The sequence below is a fragment of the Thermanaerothrix daxensis genome (assembly GCF_001306145.1).
GTDB classification, from domain to species: Bacteria; Chloroflexota; Anaerolineae; order Anaerolineales; family Anaerolineaceae; genus Thermanaerothrix; species Thermanaerothrix daxensis.
The window spans coordinates 173,658-190,619 of record NZ_LGKO01000006.1; the positions used below are offsets into that span (position 1 = coordinate 173,658).

Sequence of the window (16,962 nt, forward strand, 5' to 3'; positions counted from 1 at the left end):
GATGGTTGCGTAGAGTCCCAAATGATGATTTACCCCCGCGTGAGGTCGAGGTTGGGTGAGAAAGCCAGCGCCACTGCCTTTAATAGGTCAATGGCCCGGCGAATATCCGCTTCATGACACATTTGCACGGCCGAATGGGTATAACGTTGCGGGATGGACAGTCCCGCAATCACATACCCCTTATCTCCAAGGTAGAGCTGGAACGCGGGGTCGGTGATCACGCCGACAATGACCTCGCGTTGCAGTGGGATCTGGTGCTCCTGGGCAATGGCTTCGATAAAGCGGCGCAATTTGGGCGCCGAGAAGAGGCCGCCCAGGGTTCCCCGCCCGTGAAAATCCATCATCTTTACCGCCGGGCCCTTGCGCATGGCGACGGGGTGAAGCGGCGCTTCGGCGGGGGTATCTACGGCCACGGTAATGTCCACCGAAATGATGGCGTGGGGCTGGGTGGCATTTACAACCGGTAGCGAGCCGCGAATGCTGAATTCTTCCAAGACGGTAAAGGCAAACACCAACGTACAGGCGGGACGGTGGTTATACAGATATTTTAAGACCTCGAGCAGAATAAAGACTCCCACACGGTTATCCAGGGCTTTTGAGCAGATCATGCCATCGCCAAAGCGGGTAAAGTTCGGGTGGTAGGTGGCGGTATTCCCCACCTGAATGCCCGCCCTTTCGACCTCCTCACGACTGCTCAGCCCCACATCAATAAACATCTCGTGTACCGAGGGTACTTTGAATTTCTCTTCTGCCCCGGTCACGTGATGAGATTTGGCGCCCACGTAACCTGTAATCCGTTGCCCGGTTTCGGTTTTAATGTCCACCCGCTGGCCCAGCAGGGTTTTTTCGGGCATACCGCCAATGCGTTCAATCAGTAAGAAGCCATCGGGAGTGATATTGCGAATCATCAGCCCGAGTTCGTCCATATGCGCTTGAAGCATCAGGCGATGCTCGGGAAACGTGGTTCCCCGGAGAATGCCCGTAACGTTCCCCAGGTTGTCTACGGCGACCTCATCCACCCACGGGCGAATGAGATCGCGCACAAACGCCGTCATCTCATCTTCATGACCCGAAACAGCGTGAATGGCGCACAGAGTTTCCAGTAATTGCCAGTCGTATGAAGTCATGGGATTACCCTGGTTGAATAGGTTGGGGAAGGGGCATGTTGCCCCTTCCCCATGGAATTATAAACTAGCCTCCGAAGATGAGGCGGGTGAGGGTGGTCAGCACCCAGGCAATCCAGTTGCCGCCGGAAAGCCCGGTGATCTGGACGGCACCTTCGGGGATGGCGTAGCCGATGTCCTTGGCGATTTGGGTGAGCAGGGGTGCAAAGGCGCTGGAAATGTAAAGCACCATGGTCATGATCAGGATGCCGTAGAGGACCGAGCGGAAGAAGTTGCCGCGCGTCAGAGGCGGCACCATGCACACGAAGAAAGCGGTAGCGGCCAGGTCGGCGGCGGGCAGGGTGGTGTTCCCGGGCAGGATCGCCGCCAGGAGCAGGGTGATGGGGATGAGCAGGATACCGGTGGCGATGGTGATGGGGTGACCAATCAGAATGGCGGAATCCAACCCAACATAAAATTCACGGCCGGCGAAGCGCTTCTGCATGAAGGTGCGGGCGGCCTCTGAAAGCGGAGTAAGCCCTTCCATGAAGATCGCAATGATGCGGGGGATCAGGAGCATCACAGCGGCCATCTGGACGGATAGCATGAGCACTTTGCCGAGAATCTCGTTGAACGTCATCCCGGCTGGGTTAATGCCATAGGCCAGCACACCGAACAGTAAGCCCAGGATGGCGCCCATGATAATGGGCTGGCCGAAGATCCCCAGTCGCTTCTGCAGGGTTTCGGAATCCCAGTAGACCTCGCGCAAGCCGGGGATTTTCTCCACAACCCAGTTCAAGACCTTGATAATGGGAACCGAAGTGATGGCCCACCCCTGCGGGATGGAGATGCCCGGCAGTTTGAAGAAGCCCTGCACGTCTTTGGCCACCCAGTCTGCGATCAGCAGTGCTACCACCGCGTGGATGGCGGCGGCCAGCAATCCCAGCGCCAGGTTGCCCCCGCTGACCAGGTACACCAGGGAGCCGGTGAAGGCGTAGTGCCAGTAGTTCCACATATCCACGTTCAGGGTCTTGGTCCAGTTGAAGATCAGCATGATCAGGTTGACCCCGAAGGCTATCACGAAGACCAGCGAACCCACTACTGTACCGAATGCGATGGCGGCAGCGACTCCCCAGCCCACGTCCAGCGAGTTCAACTGCAGTCCGGTGGATTTTACTAACGCGTCAGTGGCGGGGCCCAACGCCTGGAACAAGAGGTTGATGACCAGACCCAGGCCGATGAAACCCACTCCCACCGTGAGCGAGGAGATGAAGGCACGGCTGAGCTTCTGACCCAGGATAAGGCTCAGGATGAAGATGACGATGGGCAGCATGACCGGCGACCCCAGGCCGGTGAGAAAATCGAAGATGGACTTGATCGCCTCCATTTTTTACTCCTTTCTTCCTTCCAACTGAATGAATGATGAAATTAGGGGGTTGGGGGGGATTGTCTCAAAATCTGCTCAATTTGATCTACCACCTCCTTTGTGCCGATGCCGGTTAAAAACGGAATCCCATCCACGACCGGGATGTTCACATCAAAAGGGACCTGAGCCGTCGCGACGATCAAATCGGCGTTCAATGCCATGCCGGGAAGATCCTGCACACGGCATTGAACGGTCTGGACGTCCAGGCCCCGTTCTCCTAATAATTCCTTGATCTTCAGCGCCACGTGGGTCGAAGTGGCAATGGCCGTTCCACAGGCCACCAGGATGGTGAAGGATCTGGGAGGTGTGGTGGTCATCATAGCCTACTCTCCGGAGAAGAGATCGCGAAAGGTGAGTTCAAACATCCAGATATCGTATTCATAGGCATCATCAAACGGAGGCGGCACGACAGCCAGGAGGCGAAACTTTTTGCTGGCGAGTTGCTCACGGAAGCGTTCGGGGACATTGCCGGGATTGCCGAACTGGGAATGCAGGATGATGGTCTCGGTGTTATCGGCCTCTTTGAGAAGATCGAGCAGTGCCTCGGTTTCGGGAGTGATGGAACCCGGTTCACAGATGGCGGCAATGAATTTCTCAGGCCCCGCGGCCAGTACATCCACAACAAAAGAGTGCTCACCCAGCAAGACGCGGGGCAAAATGTAAATGGTTTCCTCGCCGCGGTTGTACAACGCCCGCGCCATGTAAAAACGAAAGATGTGGCGCAGGTGCATGTCTTCATCCGGGGGTTTGAGAATGTCGCTGCGAAAGGCGGTGTAGGTCTTGGTGTGGGCGGGCAAAACCCTCGGAGGCTCAAACGTGGGATCGAGTTGAAGGTTCATCCCTGCCTCCAAATGCCATTTCAGAATCGGGTTCTGTTAGGTAGACCTGGATGCCCATTTTTTCAAGGGCTTCCACCATGGCGTGGGGGGCATTGGTGTCGGTGACAATCGCGTCAATGGCAGAAAGGGGGGCAATGGAAGCAAAGGCGGTGACTCCGAATTTGCTGCTGTCGGCGACAACGATTTTTTCGCGCGCTGTGCGCAACAGGACCTGCTTGATCTGTGTGTCTTCGAGGTTGTATTCGGTCAGCCCGTCTTCGAGGCTGATGCCCCCGACGCCGATAAATGCCTTATCCACATGCAGTTCCTGGTAGATGCGCTCGGCCATGGCACCGATCATTGAAAGCTCGCGCGGGCGCACGATCCCGCCGGTCAAGATCAGGCGTGCATCCACCTCCAGAGAAAGGTGATTGACCACCGCATTGGCGATCTGCAGGCATGAGGTGACAATGGTGAGGTTGCGCCGGGCTTTTAGATGGGGGACGATTTCCAGGGTGGTGGTCCCCACATCCAGGGCGATGCTGTCGCCGTCGTAGACGAGCTCGGCGGCTTTGCGGCCAATAGCCCGTTTGGCGGGCTGGTTCTTGGTGGCGCGGGTGTTAAAGGGGGGTTCATAACTGCGCCCCAGGTTGGCAATGGCTCCACCGTGGACACGGCGTAGCAGGCCCTGGCGATCCAGCTCATTCAGATCGCGGCGTGCGGTCATCTCTGAGACGTTGAACAGGCGGGCAATCTCCGCAATGGAGATGCTGCCCTTCTCGAGCACCCACTCCACAATTTTGGCATGACGTTCCGCCGTATTCATCATCCGATTTCCTTATGTTCGATTGTGTTTATATATTACAAATTTTTTGTTCGAATGTCAATTGGTTTTTTCGTAATTTTACTCTTGACATTTCCTTTTTTATGCTTTGTAGTAGTTGCAAACAGGTTTGTATTGCAAACTAGTATGTGGGGTTCACCTATGGGCCCTCAACCCCCGCTTGAAGATTGGCTGCGCCGCCCCCAGCGCTATTGGTACATTGATGGTTTGTGCTCAGCGGCGGAGGAAATTAGTTGATTTGTGGGGGTGACTCGTAGTTGAGGTGGGGAGCACCACCTGGATAAAGTCCCTAAATGCTTATGTGCGATACTCAGTGATCAGGTCTTGACGTTTCTGGTACCCCTCGCAGTGGTTTGAGATGGGACACTCGGGGCATTGGGGTTTGTCATGGTTGAAGCAATAATGCGTGCCAATGAAGATTAGCCCATCATCGAAATCCCCCGCCGAAAGGGGTGAAGCAGGATTTTCCTTGTTATGTAGCAATAGATAGGCGTGTTGAATGCGTTGAATTTCTATTTTTTGCGGTGCTTTGGTGTGGGTCTTTAAGTGCGTGATGCAAATTTCGTTATAAGCCTCACAAATTTCAGAGGGAAGATTTAATCTCCTGGAGGGGGACATTCCACGAATGTTGGTGACGCGCAAGTAATTTTTCCCACCTTTTCCCCGCCCTTTCTGAAGGACTGGGGTTTTGTGGTGAGTGTAGTCGTCTTCAGTGGCCCACTTCAACAGATAACCTGTGCGCCACAGAACACGCCCGGCGTTTGAGTCGAAAGGTACCTCGTAAGAGAGTCCTTGCCACGATTCCTCCTGACGGCGGATCAGTGAAAAGGAGGATACCAGCCACTTGCCAAACAAATGGGCTCCCTTGTCCCCAATGGCCTTCCCCAGGCCATATCTCGGATCATCCTTAATTTTTTGAGTCATCTTCTCTGTGGATGGATAGGTTTCAAGGTGGTCCAGCAGGGGTGTCGTTGAATCGCCCCGATCTTGGTGTAAAAGATGGATTAGCGCAAGCGGTACTCCCCAGCGGAACACAGCATAACCAAGCGCCTGCCGGGCATTATCCATGAACAAATTGTAGCGATTGGGATTGGTCCGATTGGACCTTGCCCAATCTTCTGCACGCAACTTCTTAACACACTCGTGTTGTTCCAATAATTTGTCAATGCCCACCCTTAATTTCTCAAAGAAACGTATGGGGTTATGCAAAAAGTCTATCTGCTGGCGATACAGGTCATTAGTAATCCGTTGAACCCATTGGCGCAGTCCCACCATGTCAGGGCCCTGATCCAGCACAGCGCTCAATAACAGAAAACGTGCTAAGAGCTCGCGTCGGGTTATGGCGCCGTCTAAATCATCGAGATGGTTTATGTCCAGGTTCCCATCGGCAAGGACGATACCAGCAAAGGGGTCAATGAATCTTAAGTCGGGGTGGGAGGGGTGTTCTTTTCCGATCTTGGCAATTTGCAAAATGAGTGTGGCGGTGGGGTCAGATAACGTTGGCATCAGGGTTCTTCAAATAGTGGGATTTGTGTGGTTTCCTCGGCGGGTTTATGCTGAAATGAGGCTGACTTGTTTAGATCCACTTTTTCAAAAACTGCTACAAGCTGTTGGGCTCGCAGTGCCAGTGGTTCATTAATGCGTTGTGTGGCTAATTGCACATACCTTTCAATGATCTCGTACCCCGCAAATTGGCGACCCAGGTGATGGGCCACCTTAAGCGTCTGGCCGGAGCCGGTAAATGGATCCAGGATGAGATCGCCCGGATATGAATACAACTGAATCAGGCGATAGGGAATTTCTTCGGGGAAGGGAGCCGGGTGGTCAATGACCCCAGGGGGGACGGGGGCGATGTGCCAGATGTTGTTGGCAATGTCAAGCGTAAAGAGACGATCAATGGGATAGCGCGCTGCCTCCTTCTCGGCCTGGGTGCGCCCCGCATAGGGCTTGGGCCCAGGTTTTTGGAAGACCAAAATGTACTCGTTCATGATGTTAGGGTAGTAGTAACCAGGGTAAGGGTTTTGGATGCTCACCCCCGCTCGCTTGACCCCTGCGGTGCACTTATGCCAGATGATGTCCTGATGAAACAGCCAGCCACTGGCGGTGAGACGGGCTACGGTGTCAAAAGGAACAGGGTACAACCGACCCTCAAGCAAGACGGTACCAATGACGATGGCGCAGAACCCTCCCGGGCGCGTGACACGATAAACTTCCTGGAAGATGCGCGTTAACCAATCCAGATACTCTTCGTAATCTCTGTACCCGTTAGCGTAGCGCCGTGTTCGATAATACTGCTCGCTATTAGTGGCGTGAATATCATAATCAATGGCGTTCCAGTACGGAGGTGATGTAACGGTCAAGGCCACGCAATCGTCTGGTAATTCCGGCATGTGCTCACAAGAGTGGCAGTAAATGGTATTCAAGTGCCCCATCCTTTTCGTGCTCTCTCATACTCCAGCCAATGTGCTTTGTTCTTCATCTTACTTTCAGGTTGGAGGTGTGTCAAGCAAGTGGCACGCACCCGTGGACGTTTACGTTTTGGTCAGATCAAAAGTTTAAACCATCGGGTCACTTCCAGAATAAAAAGACCTCATGGGATTTTCGAGTGGTTGAATGAGTCGCTAGCCGGTTACTGGGTCAAGCTCTTGACATTCCCTTTTTTATGCTTTATAGTAATTGCAAACAGGTTTGTAGTGCAAACTAGTATGTGAGGTTCATCTATGGCCCCTCAACCCCCTCTCGAAGATTGGCTGCGCCGCCCCCAGCGCTACTGGTACATTGATGGTCTCACCGAGATGGCAGTGGGCGGGGTTTTTGTGCTCGTGGCGCTGACCTACCTGGTCCCTTTGCTTCTGCCCTCGCACCAGGGCCTGGTCATGGGCATTTTACAGCCCCTGGTCGTCATTGGCGCCGTGCTCGGTGCACGCCCCCTGGTGCGCTACCTCAAGGAGCGCATCACCTACCCCCGCACCGGCCGGGTGAATTACCGTCAGCCCACCCCGGCGCGGCGGCGCTGGCTGATCGCCCTGACTTTCCTGATCGCTCTTGGACTGGCCGCCCTGGTCTCCCGCATCGGTGCCACCTTCGGGCAGCGCTGGTTGCCCATGGTCAGCGCCTTTATCATCGCCTTTGTCGCGGCGCTGGGCGTGCGCCTACGCCTGATGCGCTTTCTGGTGCTGGCCCTCTACATCCTGGGGGTAGGGGCGCTGATCACCTGGCTGGCGCCGGCGGAGCCCCTGGATGCCCTGGCTTTCTTCGGCCTGACCGGCCTGGGCTGGCTGGCTTCGGGCGGTTGGGCGCTGTGGCACTACCTGCGCCAGACCCATCCCCCGAGCGCGGAGGAGGTCCAATGACCCCGCCGCATTGGAGCGACCTGGATCGGGTGATTCACGAGCCGGCCCGGCTGATGATCGTGACTCTGCTCTACGCTGTGGAGCAAGCCGATTTCCTCTACCTGCTGCACGAGACCGGCCTGACCAAGGGCAATTTATCGGCCCACCTGAGCAAACTGGAAGAGGCCGGCTACGTCCGCATCGAAAAGACCTTCCGCGGCAAGATCCCGCACACGCTCGTCGCTCTGACCCCGGCCGGACGCGCCGCATTCGAGACCTACCGCCAGCAACTCAGCCACCTGATCCATCCCCCTTCTGAAGGAGCATCCTGATGTCTCTGTATGCCATTCGTACCGAACACCTCTCGCGCGCGTTTGGCACCCTGCGCGCGGTGGACGATCTCAACCTGGAGGTGCCTGCCGGGATTATCTTTGGCTTTCTGGGCCCCAATGGTGCCGGTAAAACTACCACCATCCGCCTTTTGCTGGGTCTGCTGCCCCCCACCACCGGCACGGCGTTCGTCCTCGGGTACGACGTGCGCACCCAGGCGGATGCCGTGCGAGCGCGTTGTGGCGCTCTGCTGGAGCATACCGGCCTTTACGAGCGTTTGAGCGCCGAGGACAACCTGGAATTCTTCGGGCGGGTGGCCCGCCTGCCGCGCGCCGAGCGCCGGGCGCGCATCCGCCAGTTGCTCACCGATGTGGGACTGTGGGAGCGCCGGGCTGAGCCGATTGCCACCTGGAGCCGCGGGATGAAGCAGAAACTGGCCATTGCCCGGGCGCTGCTGCACCGCCCGGCGCTGCTGTTCCTGGATGAGCCCACTGCCGGGCTGGATGCCCTGGCTGCCGCGGCTCTGCGCGAGGACCTGGCTGCCCTGGCCCGACAGGAGGGCATTACCATCTTCCTCACCACCCACAACCTCACCGAAGCCGAGAGGCTCTGTCAGCAGGTGGCCGTGATCCGCGAGGGGCGTCTGCTGGCGGTGGGCAGCCCGGAGGCACTGCGCCGGCAGCGCCAGGCCCCGGTGCACGTGGTGACCACAGGGCTCTCTCCGGCGGTGCTGGAGGGTTTGCGTGCCACTTTCGGTGCCGAGGTCGTCCAACCGGGAGCGGCTGACGGGCACCTGGTGCTGAACCTGGGGCCGCAGCAATCGGCGGCTGCGGTGGTGGCGTACCTGGTCCGGCAGGGGGTTGCCGTGGAAGAAGTGCGCCGTGAAGGCGCCAGTTTAGAAACGGTCTTTTTGAACCTGGTGCAGGAGAACGAACATGGGATATGACATTCAGACCATGCTTTGGAAGGAGTGGAAAGAACTCTTTGCGCGGCGTGCCGCCGGACGCGGCACCTTGCTTTCCACGCTGATCATCCTGGGGATGCTGGGCGTCTTCCTGCCTCTGCAGGTGGGTGCCGACTGGTTTACCCAGCCCCTGACGCTGATCGTCTGGGCGTGGCTGCCCATTTTCCTCACCCTGGGGATGGTGACCGATTCGTTCGCCGGCGAGCGTGAGCGCCACACCCTGGAAACCCTGCTCTCCACCCGCCTGCCGGATGCGGCCATCCTGCTGGGGAAGCTCCTGGCGGCAGTGCTCTATGGGTGGAGTGTGGCCGTGCTCAGCCTGCTGCTGGCGGCGCTCACCCTTAACCTGGCCCTGAAGAATGGGCCGTACTTCTACGCCCCCGGTTTTCTGGCGGCAGCGTTGGGCTTCAGTTTGCTCAGTACGGGGCTCTTTGCCGGCCTGGGCGTGCTGGCTTCCCTGCGCGCCGCGACGGCGCGGCAGGCTTACCAGCGCCTGAGCCTGCTTCTGCTGGTGTTTTACTTCTTGCCTTTCGGGGTGCAGTTCCTGCCTACCGATCTGCGCCTGCGCCTTCTGGATGCGCTGATGCGCCTGGACCTGGCGAGCGTAGCGGTGGGGGTGATGGGGGTGCTGCTGGTTCTGAATCTGGCCGTGCTGAGCCTGTGCTTCCGGCGCTTCCAGAGAGCGCGCCTGCTGCTGGATTAGCGCACGCGGAAGCGGAGCACCCCCGAGGAAGCGCGATTGCCGGCCAGGTCTTCGGCCAGCACTTCCAGGGTGTGTTCGCCGCGGGTGGCTTTCCACACCAGGATGTAGGGAGGGGTGCGGTTTTCACCCACCTCGCGCCCATCTACCTGCCAGATCACGCGGCGCACGCCGTAGGCATCCCTGGCCTCGGCATACAGGCTGAGCATCCCGTTGGTGGGCAATAGGAGATCCTGGCCGGGAGCGGGGAGGCGCACCTCCACCTGAGGCGGCGTGTTATCCACGGTCACCTGGAGCAGGGCCGTCTCGACGCGCTGATCCAGGTGCACGAGCGTCAGGCGCAGGATGTAGAGGCCCTCGGGCAGGCCGCGGGTGTCCCAGGTGGCCAGCACTCCCTCCTCCACCGGCCCACTGCTGGCCGGGGTGAGGGTCACCCAGGCGCGCGGGTTGAGGCCCTCGCCCACCTGAATGCGATACTCGGCAAAATCGGGGGCGGTGGCCGTGCCGCGCAGGGTGACCGTACCGCGCACGTAGGCAAACGGCGCGGGCTGGCTGAAGCGCACCTGCGGGTTGGTGGAGGGGTTTTGGATGTTATCGTACTGGGTGGGAGGGAGCGGCAAGCCGGCCTGCGCGGCCCAGGCGCTGACCTCGGGCGGGACAACCAAATAAACGCGCTCTTCCACCAGTTCCGGAGGGGTGAAGGCGGTGGCCAGGCGCCCGGTCTCGCGGTTGATCGGGTAGCGGCGGTAGAGCGTATCGTACTGGGTGGGCTGGTTTTCGCTGAGGAAGATCTCGCGCACCACCTGGGGACAATCAGGGGTGGGGAGCAACCCGGACGGATCGCACACATTCACCAGGGTCAGCCCCGGCGGAGCGGTCCAATCGCTGGCCGGCACCTCGCGGTGCAGGTATTGCATCAGGCCGTGCCACAAGGCAGCGGCCAGGCGGGGATTGAGCGCAGTGCCGCCGGCACCGGGGCGGTAGCCCACCCACACCGCTACCAGGTAGTGCGGGGTGTATCCCACCGCCCAGGCGGTCTGTCCATCGGCCACCTGGCCCAATTTGGCCGCCGCCGGGCGCCCCAGGTCCAGCCAATCCGGACTGCCGAGGCGCTGACGGCGGGCTTCGCCGTCGCTGAGCACGTGGTGTACCAGGTAGGCCAGTTGTGCGCTGATCAGTGGGCGCACCTGGGCCGGTTCTCCCTGCATCCACAGCACCCCATCGCTCCCTTCCAGGCGGCGCAGGGCCAGGGGCTGTGATTCCGGCCAGCCCGGCAGGCGGTAGCCCAGCCCCAGAGTGGCCAAAGGCAGATACGCCTGAGCCACCTCCGGGAGGGTGAGGGGGGCACCCTGGGTGAGGAAGGCGGCAGCGTCGCCGACGGTCAGGGGTACGCCCAGCGTGCGAACGGTTTGCGCCACGGTCGGTACGCCGATTTGCTCCAGCAGGCGGGTCAGCGCACCGGCATCATCGCCCGCCAGTGCCAGGCGCAAGCGTTCCGGGCCGTGGTAGCGGGAGGTGGCGAGGGGGCTTTCGTCGGAGGTCGGGGGCACATCCCACACCAGGCTGGCCGGGCTCATCCCACGGGCAAAGGCCGAGAGTGCCAGGAAGGGGGTGAGCAGGCTGCCGGTGGGGCGGCGGCTCAGGTTGGAAGTGGGCAGGCCACGGGCGTCTACCTCCACCAGCGCCAGCATCTCGCCGCTGGTCACATCCACCACCACAGCGCCGCCGGCCAGCTCCTCGGGGTGTGCGGGCCAGAGCGCGCTGGGCAGGGTGGGCAGGTCGCGGGCGGCCTCGCAGGTGGGGTCTTCTGCGGCGGCCACAGCCCCCAGGCTCTGGAAATAAGCGCGTAGCGCGCAGGTGACCTGCTGCTGTAAGGCCTCATCCAGGGTGGTGAGCAGGCGCAGCCCGCCCCGTTCGAGCACCTCTGGCGGGTAGTTCTCGGCCAGGGCCGCCTGGACCTGGTGGATGAAGGCATCGGTCGAGGCAGGGGGCACCTCACGGCGCGGGAGCAGGGTGGGGGGATGCTGGCGGGCCTGCTCGTAGGTGGGCAGGTCAATCACACCGGCGCCCAGCAGGCGTTCCAACACCTGCCGCTGGCGCTCCAGCGCCCCCTCGGGGGTATCCAGGGGGTTGAGGGCAGGGCTTTCCAGCGCCGCTAGGAGCAGAGCCACCTCACCCGCATCCAGGTGGGTGGCCGTTTTACCCAGGTAGCGCCGTGCGGCGGCTTCGGCGCCGTAGGTTTGGGGGCCGAAGCGGGCGCTGTTGAGGTACCACGCCAGCACCTGCGCTCGCCCGTAGTGCGTCACCGTCTGCCAGGCCAGCAGGCGCATGCGCAGGGTGCGGCGCAGGGAAGGCGGTTCGCGCCAGAGCAGCAGGTCGCTCACCAGGCGCTCGGCGAGGGTCTGAGGAGCGGGGTCCAGGGAAAGGGCGAAGCCGGGGCTGGTCCAGAAATCGGGTTGGGTGAGCGCCAGGGTGGCCTGCACCAGGAGCGGACTGAACGCCTCCGATGAACCGGGGTCCACACTGCGGAAGGTGCGCGCACCCACGCCGCCATCCAGGGCGGCCAGCAGGTGGGTGCCGGTGCGGTCGTAGAAGCGGGTGGGCTGGGTGAGCGTCCCCGTGGAGGGGGCCAGCAGGGTTTCCAGGGCTTCTACCGGGGGCAAATCGGCGGTCAGCGCCGCATAGGCAAACGCCAGGGTGAGGCTGAGCAGTGCCAGAACAAGGCTGAGGACCAGTGCCAGCCCGATGCCAGCGCGCAGAGCCCGGTGGCTGGGGCTGCGTCGCTGAACGGCCTGACGCTGCCGGCGGGCTTTGAGCCAGTGGTGCACCCACAATGCGCGCATCGGCTGCCCTCAGCGGATGGCGGTAGCCGCACGGGTGGGGGTGGCTTTGGGCGGGGTGCCGGTGGGGGTCGCAGAATACAGCGGGGTGGGTGTGGGGGTGGCCAGGCGGGCCAGGGCCGCCTGTGCCTGGGCACGCCAGGCGGCGGGCATGGCCGTCTCGGGCAGGGCCAGCAGGCGCTGCCAATCGGCGTAGGCCGCGCGGGGGTCAAGGGACTCAACGGCCTGGGCGCGCCAGTAGTAGATGGCCGCCTTGTCCGCCTCACTGCGTGCCAGCCCTTCGCTCTTGCTCAACTGCATGTAGGCATCGCCGTAAGCCTGCAGCCCCAACAGGGCGCGCCCGAGGCCCAGGCTGGCCGCCAAGGAGCGCGGGTTGAGGTTCAGCGCGGCCTTGAAATCTTCCAGGGCGTCTGCGTAGTTACCGGCTTCCAGGTTGACCTCGCCGCGTTGCAGCCACAGGGCCAAGTTCAGGCGGTCGGTGGCCAGGGCGCGGTCGAGCAGGGCTAGCGCTGGCCCGGTACGCCCCTCGCGGGCATAGGCCTGCGCCAGCCAGCCCAGGGCCTCTACGTCGGGGGAGGGCGGGCCGTAGGTCAGGTACACCTCCAGGGGAGGAATGGCCTGTGCAGGCCGGTCCTGGAGCAGGTAGATCTGCCCCAACAGGCGGTATGCCGGCAGCAGCGCCAGGTCACGTTGCAGGGCTTCCTGCACCTGGCGCAGGGCCTCATCCAGGTCGTTGGCCTGCAGGGCGATCCAGCCGCGGTAGTAAGCCACCAGCGGGGAATCCGGCAGTTGGGCGGCTGCCTGCTCCAGCTGGCGGGTGGCTTCGGCGAGGTCATTCTGTTCGGCAGCCAGCATGGCCAGTTCCAGGTGCGCCTCGGCCAGGTTGGGATCCAGGCGCAGTGCCTCTTCCAGGTTGCGGAGGACCTCTTTTTCGGAATTGGGCGCGCTCTTGCGCAGAGCGCGGGCACGCCCCAGGTAGGCCGGGGCATAGGTTTTATCGGTCTGGACGGCCTGGTTGTAGGCCTGCAAAGCCTGGGTGTAAGCCCCCCGGCTCAGGTAGATATCCCCGATGAGGGTGTAGATATCGGCGGCGGGTTGAATCTGAGCCGCCTGATCCAGGTACTGGATGGCGCGGTTGTAATCTCCGCGCTCAAAGGCGCGCAGGCCCAGGCCGTACGCCTCGATGATCGGGTGTGGGGTACGCCCATAAGCCGGGGTGGGGGTGTAAGTGGCGGCGAGGGCGGCCCAGGGCGGGGTGATGGTGGGGGTGAAGGCGGGGTTGGGAGTGGCGGCGGTCTGCGCCTGGGGCAGAGGGGTGGCGGTGGGCAAGGGCTGGAACGAGATGGCGGGGCGGGTGGGTTGGGCGCGCTGACGCAGCCGGTTGACGCTGAAAACGCCCAGCGTCACCAGGGCGACGACCAGAAGGACCAGACCGCCGTAGAGGGCGATGCGCCGCCACAGGTGGTGGGTGGCTTCATCGCGCGGCTTTTCCAGTTCAACCTGCCAGGAGCGGCGTTGCAGGGCTGCCGGGACCACCAGGCGCTCATCGCGCGGTAGGGCCCCCATGAGAATCAAACCGCGCCGCGCATCCAGGTTATCGGGATCCAGGCGCAGGACCTCGCGCAGGCAGTAGAGGCGCTCTTTGGACGTCTCCACGGCGGCGCTCATCCACAGCCAGTACTCCGGTTGGTTGGGGTCGCGGCGCAGCAGCCGGGTCAGCAGGTCGCGCGCACGGGCGCGCTGCCCCTGGGCCAGAGCGGTGCGCACTTCTTCGAGGATCTTTTCATCGGCCATTCTGGTGAAAAGTGTAGCACAGCCCGCCCGCAGGGGCAAGATGAGGTGCCCCAGTTCTGCTCTGGCAGGAGAAGCCAGGAGCCGCGGCATTGTGCCGTCTCGATTGTGAAAATTAGATGAAAAAATGGTGATAAAACCATGACAGTCACCTTACAGAATCCTAAGGATGGCTTGACAGTTGGGCCGGCTTTCGGCTATTGTAAAAACAGGCCGTACTGGAGGGAAAGCCCAGGCGGTGCTTAACCGATTGGCCTTTCTAGATCAATGGAGAACAGCCCTGTGAGACGTCCTTTGTTGTGTATTCGTACCCCCAGGCCGCGCGGCCAATCTTTCCTTGAGTTGGCGCTGGTACTGCCGGTGCTGTTGATCCTGCTGCTGGGGGTGGTGGAGGTGGCCTTTTTTATCGGGCGGTACCTCGACCTGCTCGACCTCACCCGCGAGGCGGCGCGCTTCGCTTCGGTGCGAGATCCCTTCCAGAGCGCCCACATCGGCGAGCGTTCGTGCAGCAATGTGGAGTACTACGACTTTTGGTTCACCACCTCCTGCGTCTTTTCGCCCCCGCAGGGGTCTTCGCTGTGCACCGATCCCGCCTTCTGTAATGGGATGAACCCCTTCATTTACCTGAACCCCGCCACCGATGATGTGGTGATTTCCGTGTATACCGTTTCCGGCAACATTGTGACCGATGTATGGCCCAAGCCGCAAGGTTTTTACTCCCTCTACGGGAACTGGAACAAAGATTGCCGGGGTAACGTGGTGCGCACCACGCCGCATTTCACCCGGGATGTGGTGCAAGGCCTGCTTTCGGATTATTCCACCCCCAATAAGGGCTTTGTGGCCGTTGAGGTGTATTACTGCCATGAGCAGATGCTTAAACTCCCCGTGTTTACCGCCTTTGTGCCGGACCCGTTCCAGGTTACGACCTACACCATCATGTCCCTGCCGGCGGCCCAACCCACTCCCACTCCTGGAGCGCCCTGAGATGAACGCCTCCCATCCGCGTGGTCAAATTCTGGTGGTTTTCGCCGTCACGTTGCTGGCGCTGGTCTTTTTCGTCGGTCTGGCAATTGATGCCGGCTCGCTCTACGTGACCTACGGGCATCTCAAGCGTGCGGTGGATGCAGCCTCGGTGGCGGCAGCGAACTCGTTCAAGCGCGGTGAGGTGAACCGCAGACCGGATGGCACCATGGACCTCACCCGCATGGTCGGTTCGGCGGAGGAAGCGCTGGAACTGCACAACCTGGATATGAGTCAGGTGGATCTGGTGGTGCGCATTTGCGATGCCGACGGTGTCCTTGGCCCCGACCCCAATTTACAAACGGAGGCGCCGTTCTTCTACACCCGCTGCCCGGATACCACGAGCGGTGAGGCCCCACGCCGCTTGGTGTATGTGCGGGCCACCCAATATGCTCCGCTGTACTTCCTGAGCCTGATGGGATTTCAGAGCATTCCGCTGACCACCGACGCCATTTCCGAAGCCGCCTCGGTGGACCTGGTCATCGTGATTGATATTTCCGAATCTATGGCCGAAGGCACTCCTGGCTTTGGCCCGGATTACGACCCGGATGGACCGGGTGGCTGCAATACGAACAATTCGTGCAAAGCCCTACGTGATGCCAAGGAAGCCGCCAAGGTGCTGGTGGACAAACTCTACGACGGTTACGACCGGGTGGGGGTGGTGACTTTCGACTCGCAGGCGGTGATCTACCCCATTCCGGATAAAAACGGCAACCTGGTCATGATGAGCGACGACCTGGATCAGGTCAAGGCGGCCATTGACCGCATTAAACTGCACGACGATCCGCCTTTTGGCAAGATGTGGGCGCCCTGGCGAAATTACAGGCTGTATAACCCGGTCAACCCCGAAGACCTGGATGGCGACGGCGCGGATTACGACAATCCGGCCAAACTGGGCTACACCTGCCCGCCGATGACCGACCCACGCGTGGCCGACCGCTGGTGGAGCACCGATGAGGGTGCTCCCAATCCCTTTGGTGTTGGCGGGGTGCCCTGTGATGATAACGGCAAACTGGATGCCTTTGATTGGGACGGGGATGGTGTCTTCACTCAGGCCGATCACGATGCCAGTATGGCCTACTACGACAAAGAGCGCGCTAAATACGGGGTGCCGGGCCTCAAACCCTCTTTGTCCTTCCTTTCGACCTGCACCGGCTGCGGCATACGTGCCGGCACGCGCGTTTTCGAAGATGCCCGCCCCGATAGCATCTGGGTGATGGTACTGCTCTCGGACGGGTTTGCCAACCTCAGTGATACCTACGGCAGCGGCGGCACGACCCCCGGTGATACCCCCAACACCGGCGGGGCCGTCCCGGCGGCCTACCCCAACGGCTTCTGCAACGGCAAACTGAACCAGGGTTGGTGGCCGGGCATGTGCAAAGACACTTCGCTGACCCCCCGCTACTGTATAGATGCCGACTCGGCTACCTGCCCACCCGGAACTACCTGGGTGCTTCAGAATCCCCAGGATTACCGCTACAGCGTTATGGACTACGCCATGGACATGATTGACCAGCTGGCGCTGACCAAATCCACCAACCCGCGCGAGCCCCGCGGCAACGACGTGGCCATCTACTCGATTGGCCTGGGCAATGTGGCCCTGGGCGAGAAGTTGCTGCGCTACGCCGCCGCAGTGGGCGATGATGGCGACCGCACCACCGACCCCTGCGCCGCCACCCCTGCCTACCGCAGTTGTGGGCAGTACTACTACACCAGCACCAGCAGTGGCCTGCTCAAGATTTTTGAGGACATTGCTTCGCGCATCTACACGCGCATTACCGACTAGAAAGGACT

The 16,962-nt window shown here is 61.0% G+C and carries 15 protein-coding genes; 6 read left to right on the forward strand and 9 right to left on the reverse strand.

Annotated elements, in window-relative coordinates; translation table 11 throughout:
• Positions 1 to 29: 29 nt before the first annotated feature.
• From SE15_RS13455 to SE15_RS13485, 7 genes are all read right to left on the reverse strand, one after another.
• Positions 30 to 1,127: a M42 family metallopeptidase gene (locus SE15_RS13455; RefSeq protein WP_054522644.1), complete on the reverse strand. Its 1,098-nt coding sequence runs from the start codon at positions 1,125 to 1,127 to the stop codon at positions 30 to 32.
• Positions 1,128 to 1,191: 64 nt separating this feature from the next.
• Entirely contained in the window at positions 1,192 to 2,490 is a 1,299-nt protein-coding gene (locus tag SE15_RS13460) for a PTS galactitol transporter subunit IIC (protein ID WP_054522645.1), read from the reverse strand.
• 41 nt (positions 2,491 to 2,531) lie between these two features.
• Positions 2,532 to 2,849, reverse strand: coding sequence for a PTS sugar transporter subunit IIB (locus tag SE15_RS13465; protein ID WP_201778115.1), 318 nt, complete (start codon positions 2,847 to 2,849; stop codon positions 2,532 to 2,534).
• 3 nt (positions 2,850 to 2,852) lie between these two features.
• Complete coding sequence (locus tag SE15_RS13470) at positions 2,853 to 3,368, reverse strand: hypothetical protein (protein ID WP_054522646.1); 516 nt, start codon at positions 3,366 to 3,368, stop codon at positions 2,853 to 2,855.
• The gene (locus SE15_RS13475) at positions 3,340 to 4,176 is read right to left on the reverse strand and encodes a DeoR/GlpR family DNA-binding transcription regulator (RefSeq protein ID WP_152965642.1); all 837 of its coding nucleotides are present in this window, start codon (positions 4,174 to 4,176) and stop codon (positions 3,340 to 3,342) included. Before SE15_RS13475 ends, SE15_RS13470 begins: the two co-directional genes overlap by 29 nt.
• Before the next feature lie 312 nt (positions 4,177 to 4,488).
• Positions 4,489 to 5,697 (reverse strand): hypothetical protein, encoded by a 1,209-nt coding sequence (locus SE15_RS13480; protein WP_054522647.1) that lies wholly within the window; start codon positions 5,695 to 5,697, stop codon positions 4,489 to 4,491.
• Positions 5,697 to 6,614, reverse strand: a complete 918-nt coding sequence (locus SE15_RS13485; protein WP_160316715.1) for a DNA-methyltransferase — start codon at positions 6,612 to 6,614, stop codon at positions 5,697 to 5,699. Before SE15_RS13485 ends, SE15_RS13480 begins: the two co-directional genes overlap by 1 nt.
• A 297-nt stretch (positions 6,615 to 6,911) precedes the next feature.
• On the opposite strand from SE15_RS13485, the gene SE15_RS13490 reads away from it, so the two are divergent.
• From SE15_RS13490 to SE15_RS13505, 4 genes are read left to right on the forward strand one after another with little or no spacing between them, the layout of a single operon-like run.
• A complete protein-coding gene (locus SE15_RS13490) occupies positions 6,912 to 7,544 on the forward strand; it encodes a hypothetical protein (protein WP_054522649.1) in 633 nt (210 codons plus the stop codon).
• The gene (locus tag SE15_RS13495; RefSeq protein WP_054522650.1) at positions 7,541 to 7,855 is read left to right on the forward strand and encodes a winged helix-turn-helix domain-containing protein; all 315 of its coding nucleotides are present in this window, start codon (positions 7,541 to 7,543) and stop codon (positions 7,853 to 7,855) included. The genes SE15_RS13490 and SE15_RS13495 overlap by 4 nt, the downstream gene beginning before the upstream one ends.
• Positions 7,855 to 8,799, forward strand: coding sequence for an ABC transporter ATP-binding protein (locus SE15_RS13500; RefSeq protein WP_054522651.1), 945 nt, complete (start codon positions 7,855 to 7,857; stop codon positions 8,797 to 8,799). Before SE15_RS13495 ends, SE15_RS13500 begins: the two co-directional genes overlap by 1 nt.
• Positions 8,789 to 9,520: an ABC transporter permease gene (locus tag SE15_RS13505; protein WP_054522652.1), complete on the forward strand. Its 732-nt coding sequence runs from the start codon at positions 8,789 to 8,791 to the stop codon at positions 9,518 to 9,520. Before SE15_RS13500 ends, SE15_RS13505 begins: the two co-directional genes overlap by 11 nt.
• On the opposite strand, the gene SE15_RS13510 is transcribed toward SE15_RS13505, so the two are convergent.
• Together SE15_RS13510 and SE15_RS13515 are read right to left on the reverse strand one after the other, a co-directional pair.
• Positions 9,517 to 12,360, reverse strand: a complete 2,844-nt coding sequence (locus tag SE15_RS13510) for a penicillin-binding protein (protein WP_054522653.1) — start codon at positions 12,358 to 12,360, stop codon at positions 9,517 to 9,519. The genes SE15_RS13505 and SE15_RS13510 overlap by 4 nt on opposite strands.
• A 9-nt stretch (positions 12,361 to 12,369) precedes the next feature.
• Complete coding sequence (locus SE15_RS13515; protein ID WP_054522654.1) at positions 12,370 to 14,241, reverse strand: tetratricopeptide repeat protein; 1,872 nt, start codon at positions 14,239 to 14,241, stop codon at positions 12,370 to 12,372.
• A 189-nt stretch (positions 14,242 to 14,430) separates the two neighbouring features.
• On the opposite strand from SE15_RS13515, the gene SE15_RS13520 reads away from it, so the two are divergent.
• Together SE15_RS13520 and SE15_RS13525 are read left to right on the forward strand one after the other, a co-directional pair.
• The gene (locus SE15_RS13520; protein ID WP_160316716.1) at positions 14,431 to 15,132 is read left to right on the forward strand and encodes a TadE/TadG family type IV pilus assembly protein; all 702 of its coding nucleotides are present in this window, start codon (positions 14,431 to 14,433) and stop codon (positions 15,130 to 15,132) included.
• A gap of 1 nt (position 15,133) precedes the next feature.
• Complete coding sequence (locus tag SE15_RS13525) at positions 15,134 to 16,954, forward strand: vWA domain-containing protein (RefSeq protein ID WP_054522656.1); 1,821 nt, start codon at positions 15,134 to 15,136, stop codon at positions 16,952 to 16,954.
• Positions 16,955 to 16,962: the final 8 nt, after the last annotated feature.

Coding starts and splice junctions, on each gene's coding strand:
- SE15_RS13455 (WP_054522644.1), bottom strand. CDS start 1,127: ATGACTTCATACGACTGGCAATTACTGGAAACTCTGTGCGCCATTCAC.
- SE15_RS13490 (WP_054522649.1), top strand. CDS start 6,912: ATGGCCCCTCAACCCCCTCTCGAAGATTGGCTGCGCCGCCCCCAGCGC.
- SE15_RS13510 (WP_054522653.1), bottom strand. CDS start 12,360: ATGCGCGCATTGTGGGTGCACCACTGGCTCAAAGCCCGCCGGCAGCGT.
- SE15_RS13500 (WP_054522651.1), top strand. CDS start 7,855: ATGTCTCTGTATGCCATTCGTACCGAACACCTCTCGCGCGCGTTTGGC.
- SE15_RS13460 (WP_054522645.1), bottom strand. CDS start 2,490: ATGGAGGCGATCAAGTCCATCTTCGATTTTCTCACCGGCCTGGGGTCG.
- SE15_RS13525 (WP_054522656.1), top strand. CDS start 15,134: ATGAACGCCTCCCATCCGCGTGGTCAAATTCTGGTGGTTTTCGCCGTC.
- SE15_RS13495 (WP_054522650.1), top strand. CDS start 7,541: ATGACCCCGCCGCATTGGAGCGACCTGGATCGGGTGATTCACGAGCCG.
- SE15_RS13480 (WP_054522647.1), bottom strand. CDS start 5,697: ATGCCAACGTTATCTGACCCCACCGCCACACTCATTTTGCAAATTGCC.
- SE15_RS13505 (WP_054522652.1), top strand. CDS start 8,789: ATGGGATATGACATTCAGACCATGCTTTGGAAGGAGTGGAAAGAACTC.
- SE15_RS13475 (WP_152965642.1), bottom strand. CDS start 4,176: ATGATGAATACGGCGGAACGTCATGCCAAAATTGTGGAGTGGGTGCTC.
- SE15_RS13465 (WP_201778115.1), bottom strand. CDS start 2,849: ATGATGACCACCACACCTCCCAGATCCTTCACCATCCTGGTGGCCTGT.
- SE15_RS13470 (WP_054522646.1), bottom strand. CDS start 3,368: ATGAACCTTCAACTCGATCCCACGTTTGAGCCTCCGAGGGTTTTGCCC.
- SE15_RS13515 (WP_054522654.1), bottom strand. CDS start 14,241: ATGCCGCGGCTCCTGGCTTCTCCTGCCAGAGCAGAACTGGGGCACCTC.